This is a genomic window from Shewanella sp. AC91-MNA-CIBAN-0169 (assembly GCF_040310165.1).
GTDB lineage: Bacteria > Pseudomonadota > Gammaproteobacteria > Enterobacterales > Shewanellaceae > Shewanella.
Window position 1 is genome coordinate 93,593 of sequence record NZ_JBEOPM010000010.1, and the last position, 17,348, is coordinate 110,940.

Genomic DNA, 17,348 nt, shown 5'->3' on the forward strand with positions numbered 1-17,348 from the left:
TAACAAACAGAATGAAATTTGTACGAAAATATGTCAAGTAGTAATTAACAAAAAAACAACATTTAATTAATTTAACGATATCAAGTGGTCGGGAACCAAACGAGAGGCTAGAATTAAACAATGGCTAAATTAGGCAATGTAGAACATATTGAAGGAAAGGTTGAATCTGAACTACAACCACCCCATATGTATAAAGTGGTGCTAAACAATGATGATTACACCCCGATGGACTTTGTGGTAGAAGTATTACAACGTTTTTTTGAGAAAAATGAACAGCAAGCTGTAGATATTATGTTAGCGATCCATAACCAAGGCAAAGGATTGTGTGGTGTATTTCCATTTGGGATTGCAGAAACAAAAGTTTTTCAAGTAAATCAGTTTGCAAGAGAAAACCAACATCCGTTACTGTGTACGTTAGAGAAAGTATAAAATCGATATCTCACAGTCTGTGGTTAAATTTAGGGGGTGCTTATGCTGAACAAAGACCTGGAAGTCACCTTGAACCTAGCGTTTCAGCAAGCTAGAGATTCACGTCATGAATACATGACGGTAGAACATTTATTATTAGCGCTGATTGATAATCCTTCTGCCTACGAAGCATTAATTGCTTGTGGGGCGGATGTTAATCGTTTACGAGAAGAAGTGGCTAATTTCATTCAACAAACCACGCCCATTATTGCAGAATCAACTGAAGAACGTGAAACCCAACCCACTTTGGGATTTCAACGTGTTTTGCAACGAGCTGTATTCCATGTGCAATCGTCTGGTCGTAACGAAGTTTCTGGTGCCAATGTACTCGTCGCTATTTTTAGTGAACAAGAATCGCAAGCAGTGTATTTACTGCGTCGTTGTGATATTACCCGTTTAGATGTGGTTAATTTTATTTCTCATGGCATGTCAAAAGAAGATGATTCTGGCGAACCACAAGATCAAGAACGCATTGACGAACAATCTGAAAATCCAGAAGACCGCAGCATGTTGGCGCAGTTTGCTGCTAATTTAAATCAATTAGCCCAAGACGGCAGTATCGATCCATTAATTGGCCGTGATGCTGAAATTGAACGTGCTATTCAAACATTGTGCCGTCGCCGTAAGAATAACCCATTACTAGTGGGTGAAGCTGGGGTGGGGAAAACGGCTATTGCTGAAGGTTTAGCTTATCGTATTGTCAATAAGCAAGTGCCTGATGTTATGGCCAATGCAACGGTGTATTCGTTAGATTTAGGCTCATTATTAGCGGGCACTAAATACCGTGGTGATTTTGAAAAGCGTTTTAAAAGCTTATTAAAAGAACTCGCTGCTGATGAGCATGCCATTTTGTTTATTGATGAAATTCATACCATTATTGGTGCTGGTGCCGCTTCTGGCGGTGTGATGGATGCATCTAACTTACTTAAACCATTATTATCGAGTGGTAAGTTACGTTGCATGGGCTCAACCACATTCCAAGAATATCAAAGCATTTTCGAGAAAGACCGTGCTTTAGCGCGTCGCTTCCAAAAGATTGATATTAATGAGCCTTCAGTTGCCGAAACCACCAAAATTTTGATGGGACTTAAATCTAAGTACGAAGAATACCATGGGGTGCGTTATACCCAAGCTGCCATCAGCAGTGCGGCTATTTTATCGGCCAAACACATAAACGATCGTCATTTACCTGATAAAGCGATTGATGTGATTGACGAAGCCGGTGCGCGCATGGTGATGATGCCGCAAAGCAAACGTAAGAAGACCATTGGTCAAGCGGAAATAGAGGCCATTATTGCTAAGTTGGCGCGTATTCCTGAGAAGTCGGTATCGTCGACTGACAAGGATATGTTACGTAACCTTGAACGTAACCTTAAGATGGTGGTATTTGGTCAAGACAAAGCGATTGAGAGCCTTAGTGCTGCTATACGCTTATCGCGCAGCGGTTTAGGTTCTGAGAAAAAGCCAGTAGGCAGCTTCATGTTTGCAGGCCCGACTGGGGTAGGTAAAACAGAAGTCACTAATCAATTAGCTAATTGTCTTAACCTTAAACTGATTCGCTTTGATATGTCTGAGTACATGGAACGTCATACCGTGTCACGTTTAATCGGGGCGCCTCCAGGTTATGTGGGTTATGACCAAGGTGGTATGTTAACCGATGCTGTGATTAAAAATCCGCATTGTGTGGTGCTACTTGATGAAATTGAAAAGGCGCATCCTGATGTATTCAACTTGTTACTGCAAGTGATGGATCACGGTACTTTGACCGACAACAATGGTCGCAAAGCAGATTTCAGAAATGTCACCTTAGTGATGACCACCAACGCTGGCGTACAAGAAACTATTCGTAAATCGATTGGTTTTAGACAGCAAGATCACACTCAAGATGCCTTAGCTGAAATCAATAAAGTCTTTTCACCTGAGTTCCGTAATCGCTTAGATTCAATTGTATGGTTTAATCATTTGGATATGACCGTTATCGCCAAAGTGGTTGATAAGTTCTTAGTTGAGCTTCAGGCACAGCTAGATGATAAGCGTGTCACGCTAGATGTTAGTGATGAAGCGCGAACCTTGCTTGCAGAGAAAGGTTATGACAAGTCGATGGGCGCACGCCCAATGTCACGTGTCGTCACTGAATTGATTAAACGTCCGTTAGCGGATGAGATTCTGTTTGGTGTGCTTGAAAGGGGTGGTATTGCGCATATTGACGTTAAAGAAGGTGAGATCAATATCGATTGCGAGTCGTTAGAAAAAGTCTCGTAGGAATCAATCCATATACTTGAAAATATGCCATTAAAAAAGATGACCCATGGGTCATCTTTTTTTATGTATGTTAATTGCGCCCAATACCGTAACTTATAAATAAGCCTTCAACTCAAAGCATTTCTTACTGTTCAATTCAATGGGTATTGATAGCAAAATGGGTATTCCCTTTTTAAATCAATAAACATAGTAGTGGATCGTATGAGGTGCTTCTGCAAAACGGATTACAACCATCGCGATGCCTGGTTGAATGCTCTGATAAAGGGATACCCATTACGTTGAACATTCGTCTTGTTTGATGCGTGTTGCTTTACGTTGAATACACTTTATTTATGCAGTTTGGTATAACAACAAAAAAACCGACAGGCAGTCGGTTTTTACATTGTTGAGGCTAGCGATTAACGTGCGCGGAAGACGATACGACCTTTTGATAGGTCATAAGGAGTCAACTGTACAGTGACTTTGTCACCCGTTAAAATACGGATGTAGTTTTTGCGCATTTTGCCAGAGATGTGGGCTATCACCACATGTCCATTTTCAAGCTCTACGCGGAACATTGTATTTGGCAAGGTCTCAAGGATAGTGCCCTGCATTTCAATGTTGTCTTCTTTCGCCATTAATTAGTTATCCCATTAGCCTTCAAATATGAAAAAATCGGGCGTATCATGCCCCAAAAACACTGAACTGTAAAGGGCGTTAACGAGAAAGAGCCGTAAGATTTTCACCAACTTGCCAACCGAGTGCTGTTAAAATTTGATACGGACGGTATTGACGTTTGTAGCTCATTTTCCGATTTTGATCAATTTGATAGCCTAAATATAAAAAACGTTTACCCAATGATTTTGCTAATTGGCATTGGATTAAAATCATCAGCGAGCCTAATGAACGGTCGGCATAATCAGGATCAAAATAACTGTAAATTGCTGAGAAGCTGCTCATCATTTCATCGGTTACGGCTACCCCAATTAATCGCTCTTGATCAAACACCTCAATAAACATCGGCGGTAACCAATCTGATAATAAAAAATCATCATATTGGGTTGGCGATGCAGGAAACATTGGCCCATCGTTGTGACGTTCATTGATATAACGTTGATACAAATCATAGTGCTCTGGCCGTGAGGTATGAGTGACTTTCCAATGCAAATCTTGGTTGTTTTTTAAGGTTCTTTTTTGGCGTTTAGATAATATAAAATCATTAACATTCAATCTAATAGACTGACAAGCTTGGCAGGAGGGACAACGAGGTTTGTAAATAGCATTGCCGTTACGACGAAAGCCCATCGTCAGCAGTTGTTCAAACAGCGCGGCGTCTATTTGCGGCTCTTGGATCACCAGCAATTGCTCTTTATTACCTTCAATATAATTGCAATCAAAAGGCTGGCTTATTCCAACGCTGACAGATTTAGAATTCAATAAACACCTCTTGTTTGTTCCACATTGACGCTGAAGTTGTACGATCTCTGTACTGATGAAGCACCGTTAAAAACTCGCTTCTAGGTAAGGCTTTAGCCCCAAGGCTAACTAAGTGAGGATTCATTACTTGCGCATCAATCAATTGGAAATCGTGTTTCACCAAGTGTTGATTCAGTATAGCAAAGGCTGCTTTTGATGCATTTGTTTGACGATGAAACATCGATTCACCGCAAAAAATACCGCCCACCGGAATACCATACAATCCGCCCACTAGCTGTTCGCCATCCCATACTTCAATAGAATGAGCACGCCCTTGGAGATGCAGTTCATAGTAGGCCATTTGTATTTCGGCCGAAATCCAAGTGCCATCTTGGGTGTTACGGGGCCCAGCACAACCGGCAACAACATCTAAAAATGCATGATTAATGGTAAAGCGCCATGAAGACTTTTTAAGAAATTTAATTAAGCTTTTACTGCCAAAAGGATGGCTTGGTGTGAACACCGCTCGAGGATCGGGAGACCACCACAAAATGGGGTCATTAGCGTTAAACCAAGGGAAAATACCTTGGTAATAGGCTTGTGCTAGGCGGTCTGGCCGTAAGTCTCCTCCGATGGCTAATAGACCATTCGGATCAGTAAGAGCTTGCTCTGGCGGCGGGAAGCCGATGGATTGATTTAAATAAGACAGTGAGTTCACAATTGAGTATATTATTTGTAATACCTTATCGTTAACTTAGCGGAAAATGGCCATGTTTAAAATCATAACTGTAAGTGTGAAGAGTTTTTTTGCAGTATTGCTGACTATTTGTTTGTTTTGTGGTCAAAGCCAAGCTGCTTACGAACGTAATCAAGCCGTTCCAGTTGAAAAAGTGTTATACGGCCACATTGAATCTGTGAAGCATGTGACAGAGAAACAGCTAGTAGAAGACAGTCGAAGCGGTTGGAAAACCTTTGGCGGTGCATTAATCGGTGGTGTCATCGGTCATCAATTTGGTGGCGGTTCAGGTAAAGATGTTGCCACTGTTTTGGGGGCGTTGATTGGCGGTGGCATTGGCAGTCAGCACGGTAACCAACAATATTATCTTGAAACTAAGTTAGTTGAACTAATGATAAAGCAAGAAGATGGTAGCCAAGTTATGGTGATCCAAGATGCGGATCCGGGTATGAGTTTTACTGCCGGAGATGAGGTTAGGGTGGTTTACTTAACCGGTTATGTCAGGGTCGACTTAGCGATGTAAATATTCTCGATGTATTTATTCGCGATGTAATTATTCTCGATGTATTTATTCTCGATGTAATTATTCTCGATGTGAAAATGCAACTAAAACAAAAGGAGCCTAGGCTCCTTTTGTTTACACACTGTGGTCAATATTTGCTAACAATACTGTTTGATCTGTTGTTGCTAATAGAGATTAAAATCCACGCGGCAAGGTTTGATTACCGGTTGTGTTTTCGAGTTTTTTACGCCACAACTGCTTAGGCGTTAATCCGCCTGAGTTTGATTGCACTTTTTTACTCGGTTGTTTTTTCGCTGCAGTTTTTGCCGTTAACCTTGCAGCAGGCTTAATAGCTGCTTGGCGCGCAGTCGGTGCTTTTTTTACTGACGATGCAGTTAGTTGTGCATGCATGGATTCAAGTTCGCTAAAGCGCACTGATTTACCGCCGTCAATTTTGTACCAGCTGCCAGCTTGTTCAATAGAAACTGCTTGTCCAGACTGCTTTTCAAGAGCCATTTGTAGTTGGCCGATGACCTCTTCTTTAGTCAATGTTGTCATAGTTAATAACCTATTTGTTATCATGTTAAATGAAGGTTGTTACTAATTTTAATGTGTGAAGGCTACAAAAGTCCAATTAGTGGCTGTAATTGTCGGTTTATCCCTCATAAAGTCCGATTTATCAGCGTTTATGACTGCTGTTGTTGAAATATTCGACAGTGAGTTACATTGAATTATTAAACTCATCTCTAGTGAAGGTATTGAATAAATAAGCTAAAATTAGCACGATACCGTTTATTATTCTGAGCAGAGGTTAATTAGTTAAATCCCTAAAAAATCGTACAACTCAGTGGCTGATTCGCTTGCAATTTAACAACGGATTGTAAGTGATAAACGGCCCATTATCTTCTGAGTTGGCTTCAGAGGCTTCTATCCATTTTGTTAGGAAAATATTATGTCAACACATCATCAAGGCTCCTCTACCATTACTCGTCAAACGTTAGGGACATATTTAGACAGTTTTTTAAACGTGTCAGCCTTTAAAGACTATGCTCCTAATGGCTTACAAGTTGAAGGTAAGTCTGATATCCGCACGATTGTGACAGGCGTAACAGCATGCCAAGCATTAATTGAGCAAGCGGCGGCCGTTAATGCTGATGCTATTCTTGTTCATCACGGTTTTTTTTGGAAAAACGAGCCAGAAATTATCACTGGGATGAAGTATCGCCGAATTAAGGCATTAATGGACCATGATATGAGTTTATTCGGCTACCATTTACCGCTTGATGCCCATCACGGTATTGGAAATAATGCCCAACTAGCTTACCAGTTAGGGATTATTAGTCCTCGAGTATATGAACCAGTAGCACAAGACTTACTCTGGCATGGTCATTTAGAGCATCCTTTAAGCGCCAGCGAATTGAGTCAATTACTGACTAAGGTACTTAAACGTGCACCATTACATATTGGTGATAACAGCAAGCCTATTTCAACCTTGGCTTGGTGTACTGGTGGTGCTCAAGACTATATTGATTATGCAGCCCAAATGGGGGTAGATGCGTTTATAAGCGGTGAAGTGTCAGAACGTACTTATCATGCAGCAATGGAGCAAGGGCTGCATTATTTTGCTGCAGGACATCATGCTACTGAACAATTTGGTATTCAGGCATTAGGGCAGCATTTAGCCAGTAAGTTTGATTTAACCCATCATTTTATTGATATCGTTAACCCAGTGTAGTGGATTAAAATACATCGCTAAATATTGGCCCGCACTTGTACTTGCACTTGTAATTGCAGTGTAAAAGTCGATATTAATTATTTACCCGATAAGGACCCCCAATGACAGAGTACTTTTTACAGGCTTTTATTTATCTCACCGCTGCAGTCATTGCTGTTCCGTTAGCGAATAAATTAGGCTTGGGTTCCGTGTTGGGATATTTGATTGCGGGTGTGGTCATTGGTCCTATTGTTGGTTTAGTGGGCAGTGAAACCAATACCATTCAACACTTCGCCGAATTTGGTGTGGTGATGATGCTATTTTTGGTTGGCTTAGAACTGGAACCCAAAATGTTGTGGGCGATGCGTAATCGTTTACTGGGGCTTGGTGGCTTACAAGTTGTGGGTTCGGTTGTGGTGGTAATGGCTTGTGCAATTTATGCGGGCTACCAACTGAGTATTGCATTAACGATAGGATTAATTTTTTCACTATCCTCTACCGCAATTGTGTTGCAGACCTTATCTGAAAAACGCCTCAATAAAACCCACGCCGGAAAGAACGCATTTTCGGTATTGTTGTTTCAAGACATCGCGGTCATCCCCATGTTGGCCTTTATTCCGTTATTAGCCTTACCTGAGTTAGTTGAGAAAGCCCAAGCTGCAGTTAGTAGTATGAGTGAACAACACGAGCAGTTAAGCCTAGTGGCCTCATTACCTGGTTGGGCATATGCCATTGTACTGGTATTAGCTATTGGGGCTGTGGTGTTAGGTGGTCACTATCTCAGTAGGCCATTATTTAAAATGGTCGCCGAATCAGGTGCTCGTGAAATCTCCACCGCAGCAGCACTGATGTTGGTCATCGGCATTGCGGCATTAATGAGTTTAGTGGGTATATCACCCGCATTAGGCACCTTTTTAGCAGGCGTTGTACTGGCAAACAGTGAATTTAAGCATGAGCTTGAAGCCAATATTGGTCCGTTTAAAGGCTTATTATTGGGATTGTTTTTTATCACTGTTGGCGCTGGAATCGACTTTACGGTTCTATTTGCTGATTTTGGTGAAATAATTGCAATCACCTTAAGTGTTATGCTGATTAAAGCACTTGTGCTGTATTTATTAGCGTTGATTTTTAGGATTAAGGGCAGTGATCGTTGGTTGTTTGCGTTATGTCTGGCTCAAGCGGGGGAGTTTGGTTTTGTATTACTGAGTTTCAGTGTTCAACAGCATGTTATTCCAACTGATCTGGCGCAGACTTTATCTATCGTAGTCGCGTTATCGATGTTTTTAACCCCAGGGTTATTTATATTATTCGATAAAGTGATTTATCCACGCTTTCAAGTGAAAAAAAATCAGCGTGAACAGGATAATATTGATGATGAGGGCACGGTGATTATTGCGGGTATTGGCCGTTTTGGCCAGGTGGTAAATCGCTTTTTAATTTCGAATAATATTAAAACCGTAGTGCTCGATTATCAGGTTTCACAGGTCGACGCTATCAGGCGCATTAATACTAAGGCCTATTTCGGTGATGCGACTCGTCCAGATTTATTAAAAACTGCTGGTATTGAACAAGCTTCGCTTTTTGTGGTGGCCATCGATAATAGAGAAAGTAGTGTGGAGTTAGTTAAATACTTACATCATACCTACCCTAAACTTAAGATTGTTGCTAGAGCATTTGACCGTGGTCATGGGCATTTATTAAAAGAGGCTGGCGCTGACGCGGTCGAGTCGGAAACGCATCATTCAGCTCTTGAGCTCAGCTTGTCATCGTTACAGTTATTAGGTCATTCGGAAGAATATGTGTTGAGACGAAAGGCAACCTATAAGCGGGTTGAAAAAGAAGCCTCTAAACGTTTATACGATATGTGGTTGAAAGAATCAGTGGGTGAGCGTTTTGGTAACGATTTTATTAAACTGTTTATGTTATATGAAGAGCGATTAAAGCAGGCAATGGATGAAGATAATGCCACTCACCAACAAGATGTAGATATCCAGAACGAAGTTAATGCAAAGCCAAAATCAGATGTTGATGTTAATTCTAATCATTAATGCACTACTTTATACTTGTAGATTAATCACTTAATCACTTAATCACTGGTAGTGTTTTTCTGGATGTGTTTCTGTTGAAAAGACCGCCAAGGCGGTCTTTTTTTCTATGTATTTAACAGTTACTTAACGCGCATGCCAGGTTGAGCACCTTCATGGGGTTCTAGTATAAACAGATCTTTACCGCCAGGACCTGCAGCTAATACCATACCTTCTGAATCACCAAACTTCATTGTACGTGGGGCAAGGTTTGCCACCATCACGGTGAGTTTGCCAACCAAATCTTCAGGAGCATAAGCAGATTTAATACCCGCAAATACTTGTTTGGTTTCGCCGCCTAAATCTAATTCAAGACGCAGTAATTTATTGGCTTTCTCGATATGTTCCGCTTTGCTGATACGCGCAATCCGTAAGTCAATTTTTGCGAAATCTTCAAAGCTTATTTCTGGGCTGATAGGATCTTGCTCTAATTGATTAACGGCTTGTGTCGGCGCATCGGTTTTAGGTGCGTCCGTATTACTGGCTTGCAAGTTCTCTTTAGAGGCATCGATGATAGCTTCAATGCTTTTGGGTTCGATACGCTGCATTAATGCTTTAAATGGCGCTATTTCATGACCTGATAAATCTTGGCCCAAATTGTCCCACGTTAAGGTTAACTGTAAAAAACCTTCAACATCACCGGCCAGTTTTGGTAATACAGGCTTGAGGTAAGTGACCAAGATTCTGAATAAGTTTAATGCATTACTGCAAACTTGATGTGCTTCATCTTGTTTATCGTCTTGCTTAACTAATTGCCAAGGTGCTGCGTCGGCAACATAGGCGTTAGCAATATCAGCTAATGCCATGATTTCACGCATCGCTTTGCCAAATTCGCGAGTTTCATATAATTCGGCAATCACTTCGCTTTTGGCTAAGAATATGTCGGTTAAGCTACTGTCGGTTACCTTGGCTAACTTTCCGTCAAAACGTTTGCCGATAAAACCTGCCGTTCGTGAAGCAAGGTTAACTAATTTACCGACTAAATCTGAGTTAACTCGTTGAGCGAAATCTTCTAAATTTAAATCCAAATCATCAATACGACTATTTAATTTAGCCGCGTAATAATAACGTAGGTATTCCGGATCTAAATTATCTAAATAAGTACGCGCTTTAATAAACGTGCCTTTAGACTTAGACATTTTTGAACCGTTTACCGTGACATAGCCGTGAGCATAAACACTGGTCGGTTTACGAATGCCAGCGCCTTCAAGCATTGCTGGCCAGAATAAACTGTGGAAATAAACAATGTCTTTACCGATGAAGTGATACACCTCAGCGGTAGAGTCTAAACTCCAAAAATCGTCAAAGTTTAAATCATCACGCTTGTCACATAGGTTTTTAAATGAGCCCATATAACCGATAGGTGCATCTAACCAAACATAGAAAAATTTACCGGGAGCATCAGGGATTTCAAAACCAAAGTAGGGTGCATCACGAGAGATGTCCCATTGCTTTAGGCCTTGTTCAAACCATTCGTTAAGCTTGTTGGCCATTTCTTGTTGCAATGAACCTGATTGAATCCACTCTTTTAACATGCCTTCAAATGCTGGCAGGTCGAAAAAGAAGTGTTCGGTATCTTTCATTATTGGTGTAGCACCAGAGACTGCCGATTTAGGATTTATCAGATCGGTTGTACTATAAGTTGCACCACAGTTGTCACAGTTATCACCGTATTGATCTTCAGACTTACATTTTGGGCAGGTGCCTTTAACAAAACGGTCAGGCAAGAACATTAACTTTTCAGGGTCATATAATTGTGAAATGGTTTTGGTTTTGATGTAACCGCGATCACGGAGCTTTAGATAAATATCACTGGCCAAAATGCGGTTTTCGTCGCTGTGAGTACTGTGAAAGTTATCAAACTGGATATTGAAATCCGCGAAATCTTGCTGGTGCTCTTTTTGCACTTGGGCAATCATTTCTTCTGGCGTAATGCCCATTTGCTGTGCTTTAAGCATAATCGGCGTGCCGTGAGCATCGTCGGCACAAATGTAGTGGCATTCATGTCCACGTAACTTTTGAAAACGTGACCAAATATCCGTTTGGATATATTCAAGCATGTGGCCTAGATGGATTGGGCCATTGGCATAAGGAAGGGCACTTGTGACCAGTATTTTACGCTGTGATTTTGTCATTTTGTCTCGATATCAAATTACACCAAAAATATTGCCTGATACTAACTGATTAGCAGACTTTTTTCACCAAAACATGACTTAAAAAGGCTTATTAGTCGCTATTTTTTTACCAAGTTCTGATACACTTGTGCAAATTTCTGGTTCGGAGCTGCCGTTTTGGTCAATACGCATACAAATTATCAATTAAGTGATGAATTATTGTCACCAGTGTTAGATATTTTAGAAGCATTTGAAGATCCTTATTTGCATAAAGGTTTGGTCAGTGCAGGATGTGTTACAGCATTGTCGATAGAAGGAAAACGCCTACAATTAGGCTTAGTTTATCCTTATCCGTGTATGACACAATACCGTGACACCGTGATGGCAATAACCAATAAATTGGCTGTTCTTGACGCCATTGATGAAGTGGAATGTGAAATTGATTTCCAACCACGGGTTTATTCAGCGCTGCCAGCCATTGCACCTATTCCTAATGTAAAACAAGTTATTGCTGTGGCTTCTGGTAAAGGCGGTGTGGGTAAATCAACCACCGCAGTAAACCTCGCATTAGCGTTAAAAGCTGAAGGCGCCGAAGTGGGTATTTTAGATGCCGACATTTATGGCCCGTCTATTCCATTGATGTTGGGCATTCCTAATTTTCGTCCACAATCGCCAGATGGAAAGCACATGACACCTGCATTGGTGCATGGCATTTCTGCGCAATCAATTGGCTTTATGCTAAGTGGTGATGAAGCTGCAGTTTGGCGTGGTCCTATGGCCGCAGGTGCTTTAGCACAGTTACTTAACGAAACGCAGTGGCCTGAATTAGACTATTTAATCGTCGATATGCCACCAGGAACTGGTGATATTCAACTGACATTATCGCAAAAAGTACCGGTTAGCGGTGCGGTGATAGTGACAACGCCGCAAGATATTGCTTTAGCGGATGCCAAGAAAGGCATCACCATGTTCAACAAGGTCAACATTCCAGTACTTGGGATTATCGAGAACATGAGTTTTCATCTTTGTCCTGAATGTGGCCATAAAGAACACCCATTTGGTACTCATGGTGGTAGTCAAATAGCGGAACGTTATAACGTACCATTATTAGGCTCACTGCCATTACACATCAATATTCGTGAATCAATGGACAATGGTACGCCGAGCGTGATGAGCGAACCAGAAAGTGAAGTGTCAGGGATATATCGCGAAATTGCCCGCAAACTAGGGGCAGAATTAGCACTTCAACAAGTACAATCAACCGTAAAAATTAGCATATCAGAAGACGAGTAAGGTTAAGAGATGAATTCTCAGCAGTGTGTCATTATTGGGATTGCCGGTGCGTCGGCTTCAGGTAAAAGTTTAATTGCTAAAACAATTTTTGAAGAATTGTGTCGTGATTTAGGAACAAATCAAATTGGTGTGATCAATGAGGATGCTTATTATCATGATCAAAGCCATTTGACGATGGAAGATCGTGTCAAAACTAATTACGACCATCCAAAAGCGTTAGACCATCAGTTATTAGCGTCTCATTTATCTCAGCTTAAACAAGGTGAGCCAGTTAGCATTCCATGTTACAGCTATACTGAGCATACTCGTATTAGCGACACGTTGACCATGCAGCCTAAAAAAGTGATTATCTTAGAAGGCATTCTATTATTAACCAATCCTAAATTACGTGACTTAATGGATGCCAGTGTGTTTATGGATACGCCATTAGATATTTGCTTTTTACGTCGGTTAACTCGTGATGTTGCTGAACGTGGCAGAACAATGGAATCGGTTATTTCACAATATAAACGAACCGTACGCCCGATGTTTTTACAGTTTATTGAGCCGTCAAAACAATATGCCGATATTATCGTTCCACGGGGCGGTAAAAACCGTATCGCAACTGATATTTTAAAAGCTAGAATTCAGCATTTATTGGCGAAGTAGCCTTATCTAGAAGAGAGTGCAGCATGCGTTTAACCGATATAGAAATTGAGCAATGTTTAGATAATGGCACCATTATTATCGATCCTCGTCCTGGTATTGAAGCCATTTCGGGAGTGAGCGTGGATGTACGTTTAGGCAGCCAATTTCGTGTATTTAAAGACCATACTGCACCTTACATCGATTTAAGTGGCCCTAGTGCAGAAATGCAAATAGCACTTGATCGGATCATGAGCGATAAAATTGAAATTGCTGATGATCAAGCTTTTTTCCTTCATCCTGGCGAATTAGCATTAGCGGTAACCTATGAAAGTGTGACCTTACCTGCAGATGTTGTAGGTTGGTTAGATGGTCGCTCATCACTTGCCCGTTTAGGGTTGATGGTACATGTGACCGCACATCGTATTGATCCCGGTTGGCAAGGTAAAATCGTACTTGAGTTTTTTAACAGTGGCAAATTGCCGTTGGCTCTTCGCCCTGGTATGACGATTGGTGCGCTTAATTTCGAGCGCTTAAGCTCTGCGGTTGCTCGTCCATATAACACGCGTAAAAGCTCGAAGTACAAAGATCAACAAGAGGCTGTGGCAAGCCGGATCAGCCAGGATAAATAATGGCACCAGTTTGGGTTAATCACGTTGAAAACGGACTCATAAATCCATTTGATCGTGGTGTTGCTTATGGTGATGGTGTGTTCGCAACCATGCGCACAGCATCAGCTGATATGCCCGCAGGGATCCTATTCCTTGACGGGCATATTTCTCGTTTGCAGCAAAGTTGCGAGCGCCTAAGTATTCAGTGGCATCCAAGCGACTTATTAATACAACAATTGATCCTACTCGCCCAACAATACCCACAACATTGTATAAAGCTATTGCTGACGCGTGGAGTAGGTGGCCGTGGTTATCAGGCTCCTTTGAGCGTAAACGTTACAGAAGTCGTGTCAGTGCATCCAATTCCTGAGCATTATCTTGATTGGCAGCAAAGTGGTATCTCGCTAGCATCATCACCCATATGTCTTGGCAGGCAACCACTTCTGGCTGGAATAAAACACCTTAATCGATTGGAACAGGTGCTCATAAAGTCACAGCCGCTGCCTAGTACTCATCAAGATTGGTTAGTGTTTGACTGTGACGGTAATGTGATAGAGTCATCCATGGCCAATATTTTTGTGGTCAAAAATGGTCATGTGTTTACCCCAGCAATAACCCATGCGGGCGTAAGTGGTGTTATGCGTGAGACATTAATTGATACTCTACTCTGTCAGGGCTTATCTGTTATGGCTACACAATTAACACTTGGTGATATTCAGGCAGCGGACAATATATTTATAACAAACAGTTTATTTGGCATTGTTGATGTAACTGCCATTGACGATTTTCAATTTAGCCGTTGGACGCAAACATCGCGATTCAGGCACATTTTGAGTGTGAATTTATCATCATGATTAAAACCATAAAAACCTTTTTTTTAGCCAGTCTTATTCCTCTATTTACAGTCGTTTGTCTTGGAGGATATTGGCTTGTCTCTGGCTTAATCGCTTACCAAAAACAGCCACTACAGTTAACTGAAATTCAAACGTTAACGGTTGAACCTGGCACCAGTGTGATTAAGCTTGCGCAACAACTAGAACAACAATCATTGATTACCGATAGCTGGAAAGTTAAATATCTGGTCAAACTTGAACCTAAGCTTGCTCATATAAAAACCGGTCTGTATCAAATGATCCCTGGCGATACATTAGAAGCGTTATTAAAGCGATTATATTTAGGCCAACAAGTGGTTTTTAGCATCACCTTAATCGAAGGTAAAACTATTACCGAGTGGCAGCAAACATTGTCCACTACTGAGCATTTGGCAAAGAATACCGACGACTTTAATCAAGTGTTATTACAAAATGGTGATACTTCTGGTTTGCCTGAAGGTAAGTTCTATCCAGAAACATTCCATTATCATGCAGATGATAACTTACAGACGATTTTAAACCGCAGCTACACCATGATGCAGCTAAGCTTAGCGCAAGCATGGGAAGGGCGCGATCCTGATTTAGCCTTATCATCACCTTACGAATTATTGATTATTGCATCTATTATTGAAAAAGAAACGGGCAAACCTGAAGAGCGTGATTGGGTGTCTGCAGTGTTTAATAATAGACTTAAAAAAGGCATGCGTCTTCAGACCGACCCCACGGTAATTTATGGCATGGGTGAACGTTATAAAGGTAATATTACTCGTAAAGATTTACGCGAAGCAACGGCATTCAATACCTACAAAATTGATGGTTTACCGCCAACGCCTATCGCTGCACCAAGTCGCGCATCATTATTTGCCGCCGCTAATCCAGCCAAAGTAAATTACTTGTACTTTGTTTCACGTAATGATGGCAGTCATGTGTTTTCATCTACGTTGAAAGCCCATAATAATGCCGTAAACGAATTTCAGAGAAAAAGAAAATGAGTCAACAACAAGGCAAGTTTATTGTAATCGAAGGATTAGAAGGCGCGGGTAAATCAAGCGCGATAGCCCTCGTTAACGATATTATTAAGCAGCATATTGGTCAGGCTCCTGTGTGTACTCGTGAGCCGGGCGGGACTCCTTTAGCAGAAAAAATGCGCGATTTAGTTAAAATTGCCGATGAGACAGATCCATTATGCGATGAAGCAGAATGCTTACTTATTTATGCAGCGCGAACACAATTAATCGCCAATGTTATTAAGCCTGCTTTGTCTGCGGGTCAATGGGTACTTGGCGATAGACACAATCTGTCATCATTAGCTTATCAAGGTGGTGGCCGAGGGTTAATGCCATTAGTGAAAGCGGTCAGTGATGCTTGCTTACGTGGTTTTAAACCCGATCTCACTTTATATTTGGATATTGATCCTACGTTAGGCTTAAGCCGTGCAGCCAGTCGTGGCGAGCTTGATAGAATAGAGCAACAAGCGATTGATTTTTTTGAGCGAGCCAGACGAACCTACTTACAATTAGCCCATGAAGATGACAGCATTGTGGTGATTGATGCCAGTCAATCCATGGAACAAGTGCATAATGATATTGGTATACAATTACAACGCCATTTATCCACTCTTATGAGTGAGCAGTGATTGATATTAAAAGGGATAATGTGCCGACATGAGAGATTATCAGATTGACCAGCTGCCTTGGTTAGCCGATCCACATCAGCGTTTTGTTGACCAGCATTATCGAGGCAAAAGCAGTCATGCGCATTTGTTCAACATCGATAAAGCATTAGGAGGCGATAAGCTTGCTAAGGCTGCAGCGCAAACTGTGCTTTGCCAGCAACTCACTCCGGTTGGTGCTTGTGGCCAGTGTAAAAGTTGTTTGTTATTGGCAGCAGGTAATCATCCTGATTTATATATAATCGAACCAGATGGCAACCAAATTAAAGTCGATCAAATTCGTCAGCTCTGCCAAGCGTTAACCCAAACGGCTCAGCAAGGTGGCGCACGTGTAGCTATAATCGTTAATGCCGAACGCTTAAATTTGGCAGCGGCTAATGCATTATTGAAAACCCTTGAAGAACCTGGCGATGATGTTGTACTCATTTTGCAAACCAATACATCAGCCCAGTTACTAGCGACCATTACCAGTCGTTGTCAAACGCTTAATTTTGTTGAGCCAACTAAAAACGAGATCCATCAGTGGTTAGCGGCGCAGCAGTTGTTACCGCCAGCCAATGCCGATGGCAAAATCCATGATGTTACATGGTGTCTTAGTGTTGTTGGTGGTCCTCTTGCGTTAGCAAATAGTTTAACCAGTCAGCATTATCAACAACTGCTGACATTTCGCCAAGATTGGGCCCAAAGTTTACAAACGGGTCATTTAAGCAACAGTTTATTGAAGGTGTCTGAACAACAAATTGTTGATGCACTTAATGTTTTGTATTTGTACTTGCGCCAATATGTGTTAAAAAGTAATAAGCTAAAAACTGAAAACACGAGTCGTCAGTCATTAAATCCACTGGTTCAATCAAAAGTCATTGAACTTGCTGGGCGTGTGATGACCATGTGTCATAGACTTGAAACAATGCCGAGTGTGAACGCGCCAGCCTTGTGTCAACAATATGTGCTCACATTTAGACAGTTGACCCATTAAAACGTTTTTATATTGATTTTTAACC

17 protein-coding genes are annotated in these 17,348 nt (G+C 41.4%); 12 read left to right on the forward strand and 5 right to left on the reverse strand.

Translation table 11 applies throughout. The features are described from left to right. Window positions 1–120 precede the first annotated feature (120 nt). On the forward strand, window positions 121–429 hold the full coding sequence (clpS, locus tag AAEY98_RS10660) for an ATP-dependent Clp protease adapter ClpS (protein ID WP_101086959.1): 309 nt from the start codon (window positions 121–123) through the stop codon (window positions 427–429). A 42-nt stretch (window positions 430–471) separates the two neighbouring features. After that, on the forward strand, window positions 472–2,730 hold the full coding sequence (gene clpA / locus AAEY98_RS10665) for an ATP-dependent Clp protease ATP-binding subunit ClpA (protein ID WP_101086960.1): 2,259 nt from the start codon (window positions 472–474) through the stop codon (window positions 2,728–2,730). Between the two features lie 398 nt (window positions 2,731–3,128). Here the strand turns inward: clpA and infA are convergent, their stop codons facing one another. The 3 genes from infA to aat form a co-directional block, all read right to left on the reverse strand. Beyond that, window positions 3,129–3,347 carry a translation initiation factor IF-1 gene (gene infA / locus AAEY98_RS10670; RefSeq protein ID WP_011496276.1) on the reverse strand — a complete coding sequence of 73 codons (219 nt, stop codon included), beginning with the start codon at window positions 3,345–3,347 and terminating at the stop codon, window positions 3,129–3,131. Between the two features lie 79 nt (window positions 3,348–3,426). After that, the gene (locus AAEY98_RS10675; protein ID WP_162023297.1) at window positions 3,427–4,146 is read right to left on the reverse strand and encodes an arginyltransferase; all 720 of its coding nucleotides are present in this window, start codon (window positions 4,144–4,146) and stop codon (window positions 3,427–3,429) included. Next, window positions 4,136–4,843: a leucyl/phenylalanyl-tRNA--protein transferase gene (aat, locus tag AAEY98_RS10680; RefSeq protein WP_101086962.1), complete on the reverse strand. Its 708-nt coding sequence runs from the start codon at window positions 4,841–4,843 to the stop codon at window positions 4,136–4,138. Before aat ends, AAEY98_RS10675 begins: the two co-directional genes overlap by 11 nt. A 52-nt stretch (window positions 4,844–4,895) precedes the next feature. Between aat and AAEY98_RS10685 the strand changes: the two genes are divergently transcribed. Further along, a complete protein-coding gene (locus AAEY98_RS10685; RefSeq protein WP_502959385.1) occupies window positions 4,896–5,384 on the forward strand; it encodes an outer membrane lipoprotein in 489 nt (162 codons plus the stop codon). Window positions 5,385–5,558: 174 nt separating this feature from the next. On the opposite strand, the gene AAEY98_RS10690 is transcribed toward AAEY98_RS10685, so the two are convergent. Continuing rightward, window positions 5,559–5,921, reverse strand: coding sequence for a hypothetical protein (locus AAEY98_RS10690; protein WP_192115052.1), 363 nt, complete (start codon window positions 5,919–5,921; stop codon window positions 5,559–5,561). A 424-nt stretch (window positions 5,922–6,345) separates the two neighbouring features. Between AAEY98_RS10690 and AAEY98_RS10695 the strand changes: the two genes are divergently transcribed. Continuing rightward, on the forward strand, window positions 6,346–7,098 hold the full coding sequence (locus AAEY98_RS10695) for a Nif3-like dinuclear metal center hexameric protein (RefSeq protein WP_347813079.1): 753 nt from the start codon (window positions 6,346–6,348) through the stop codon (window positions 7,096–7,098). A 101-nt stretch (window positions 7,099–7,199) separates the two neighbouring features. Next, the gene (locus AAEY98_RS10700; RefSeq protein WP_162023294.1) at window positions 7,200–9,125 is read left to right on the forward strand and encodes a monovalent cation:proton antiporter-2 (CPA2) family protein; all 1,926 of its coding nucleotides are present in this window, start codon (window positions 7,200–7,202) and stop codon (window positions 9,123–9,125) included. Between the two features lie 119 nt (window positions 9,126–9,244). On the opposite strand, the gene metG is transcribed toward AAEY98_RS10700, so the two are convergent. Then, entirely contained in the window at window positions 9,245–11,296 is a 2,052-nt protein-coding gene (gene metG / locus AAEY98_RS10705; RefSeq protein ID WP_101086967.1) for a methionine--tRNA ligase, read from the reverse strand. 156 nt (window positions 11,297–11,452) lie between these two features. Between metG and apbC the strand changes: the two genes are divergently transcribed. From apbC to holB, 7 genes are read left to right on the forward strand one after another with little or no spacing between them, the layout of a single operon-like run. After that, window positions 11,453–12,568: an iron-sulfur cluster carrier protein ApbC gene (apbC, locus tag AAEY98_RS10710; protein ID WP_101086968.1), complete on the forward strand. Its 1,116-nt coding sequence runs from the start codon at window positions 11,453–11,455 to the stop codon at window positions 12,566–12,568. A 9-nt stretch (window positions 12,569–12,577) separates the two neighbouring features. Continuing rightward, window positions 12,578–13,216: a uridine kinase gene (udk, locus tag AAEY98_RS10715; protein ID WP_101086969.1), complete on the forward strand. Its 639-nt coding sequence runs from the start codon at window positions 12,578–12,580 to the stop codon at window positions 13,214–13,216. Window positions 13,217–13,239: 23 nt separating this feature from the next. Then, the gene (gene dcd, locus AAEY98_RS10720; protein ID WP_101086970.1) at window positions 13,240–13,824 is read left to right on the forward strand and encodes a dCTP deaminase; all 585 of its coding nucleotides are present in this window, start codon (window positions 13,240–13,242) and stop codon (window positions 13,822–13,824) included. Further along, complete coding sequence (gene pabC / locus AAEY98_RS10725) at window positions 13,824–14,657, forward strand: aminodeoxychorismate lyase (RefSeq protein WP_192115050.1); 834 nt, start codon at window positions 13,824–13,826, stop codon at window positions 14,655–14,657. The genes dcd and pabC overlap by 1 nt, the downstream gene beginning before the upstream one ends. Beyond that, a complete protein-coding gene (mltG, locus tag AAEY98_RS10730) occupies window positions 14,657–15,667 on the forward strand; it encodes an endolytic transglycosylase MltG (protein WP_424540183.1) in 1,011 nt (336 codons plus the stop codon). Before pabC ends, mltG begins: the two co-directional genes overlap by 1 nt. Next, on the forward strand, window positions 15,664–16,311 hold the full coding sequence (gene tmk, locus AAEY98_RS10735; protein ID WP_351016856.1) for a dTMP kinase: 648 nt from the start codon (window positions 15,664–15,666) through the stop codon (window positions 16,309–16,311). The genes mltG and tmk overlap by 4 nt, the downstream gene beginning before the upstream one ends. Before the next feature lie 28 nt (window positions 16,312–16,339). After that, window positions 16,340–17,323, forward strand: coding sequence for a DNA polymerase III subunit delta' (holB, locus tag AAEY98_RS10740; RefSeq protein ID WP_192115048.1), 984 nt, complete (start codon window positions 16,340–16,342; stop codon window positions 17,321–17,323). The last annotated feature ends 25 nt before the right edge of the window (window positions 17,324–17,348 follow it).

Bases quoted from the DNA above. Each gene is read 5' to 3' on its own strand.
- clpS (WP_101086959.1), top strand. From the start codon at position 121: ATGGCTAAATTAGGCAATGTAGAACATATTGAAGGAAAGGTTGAATCT.
- clpA (WP_101086960.1), top strand. From the start codon at position 472: ATGCTGAACAAAGACCTGGAAGTCACCTTGAACCTAGCGTTTCAGCAA.
- infA (WP_011496276.1), bottom strand. From the start codon at position 3,347: ATGGCGAAAGAAGACAACATTGAAATGCAGGGCACTATCCTTGAGACC.
- AAEY98_RS10685 (WP_502959385.1), top strand. From the start codon at position 4,896: ATGTTTAAAATCATAACTGTAAGTGTGAAGAGTTTTTTTGCAGTATTG.
- AAEY98_RS10690 (WP_192115052.1), bottom strand. From the start codon at position 5,921: ATGACAACATTGACTAAAGAAGAGGTCATCGGCCAACTACAAATGGCT.
- AAEY98_RS10700 (WP_162023294.1), top strand. From the start codon at position 7,200: ATGACAGAGTACTTTTTACAGGCTTTTATTTATCTCACCGCTGCAGTC.
- metG (WP_101086967.1), bottom strand. From the start codon at position 11,296: ATGACAAAATCACAGCGTAAAATACTGGTCACAAGTGCCCTTCCTTAT.
- udk (WP_101086969.1), top strand. From the start codon at position 12,578: ATGAATTCTCAGCAGTGTGTCATTATTGGGATTGCCGGTGCGTCGGCT.
- dcd (WP_101086970.1), top strand. From the start codon at position 13,240: ATGCGTTTAACCGATATAGAAATTGAGCAATGTTTAGATAATGGCACC.
- pabC (WP_192115050.1), top strand. From the start codon at position 13,824: ATGGCACCAGTTTGGGTTAATCACGTTGAAAACGGACTCATAAATCCA.
- tmk (WP_351016856.1), top strand. From the start codon at position 15,664: ATGAGTCAACAACAAGGCAAGTTTATTGTAATCGAAGGATTAGAAGGC.
- holB (WP_192115048.1), top strand. From the start codon at position 16,340: ATGAGAGATTATCAGATTGACCAGCTGCCTTGGTTAGCCGATCCACAT.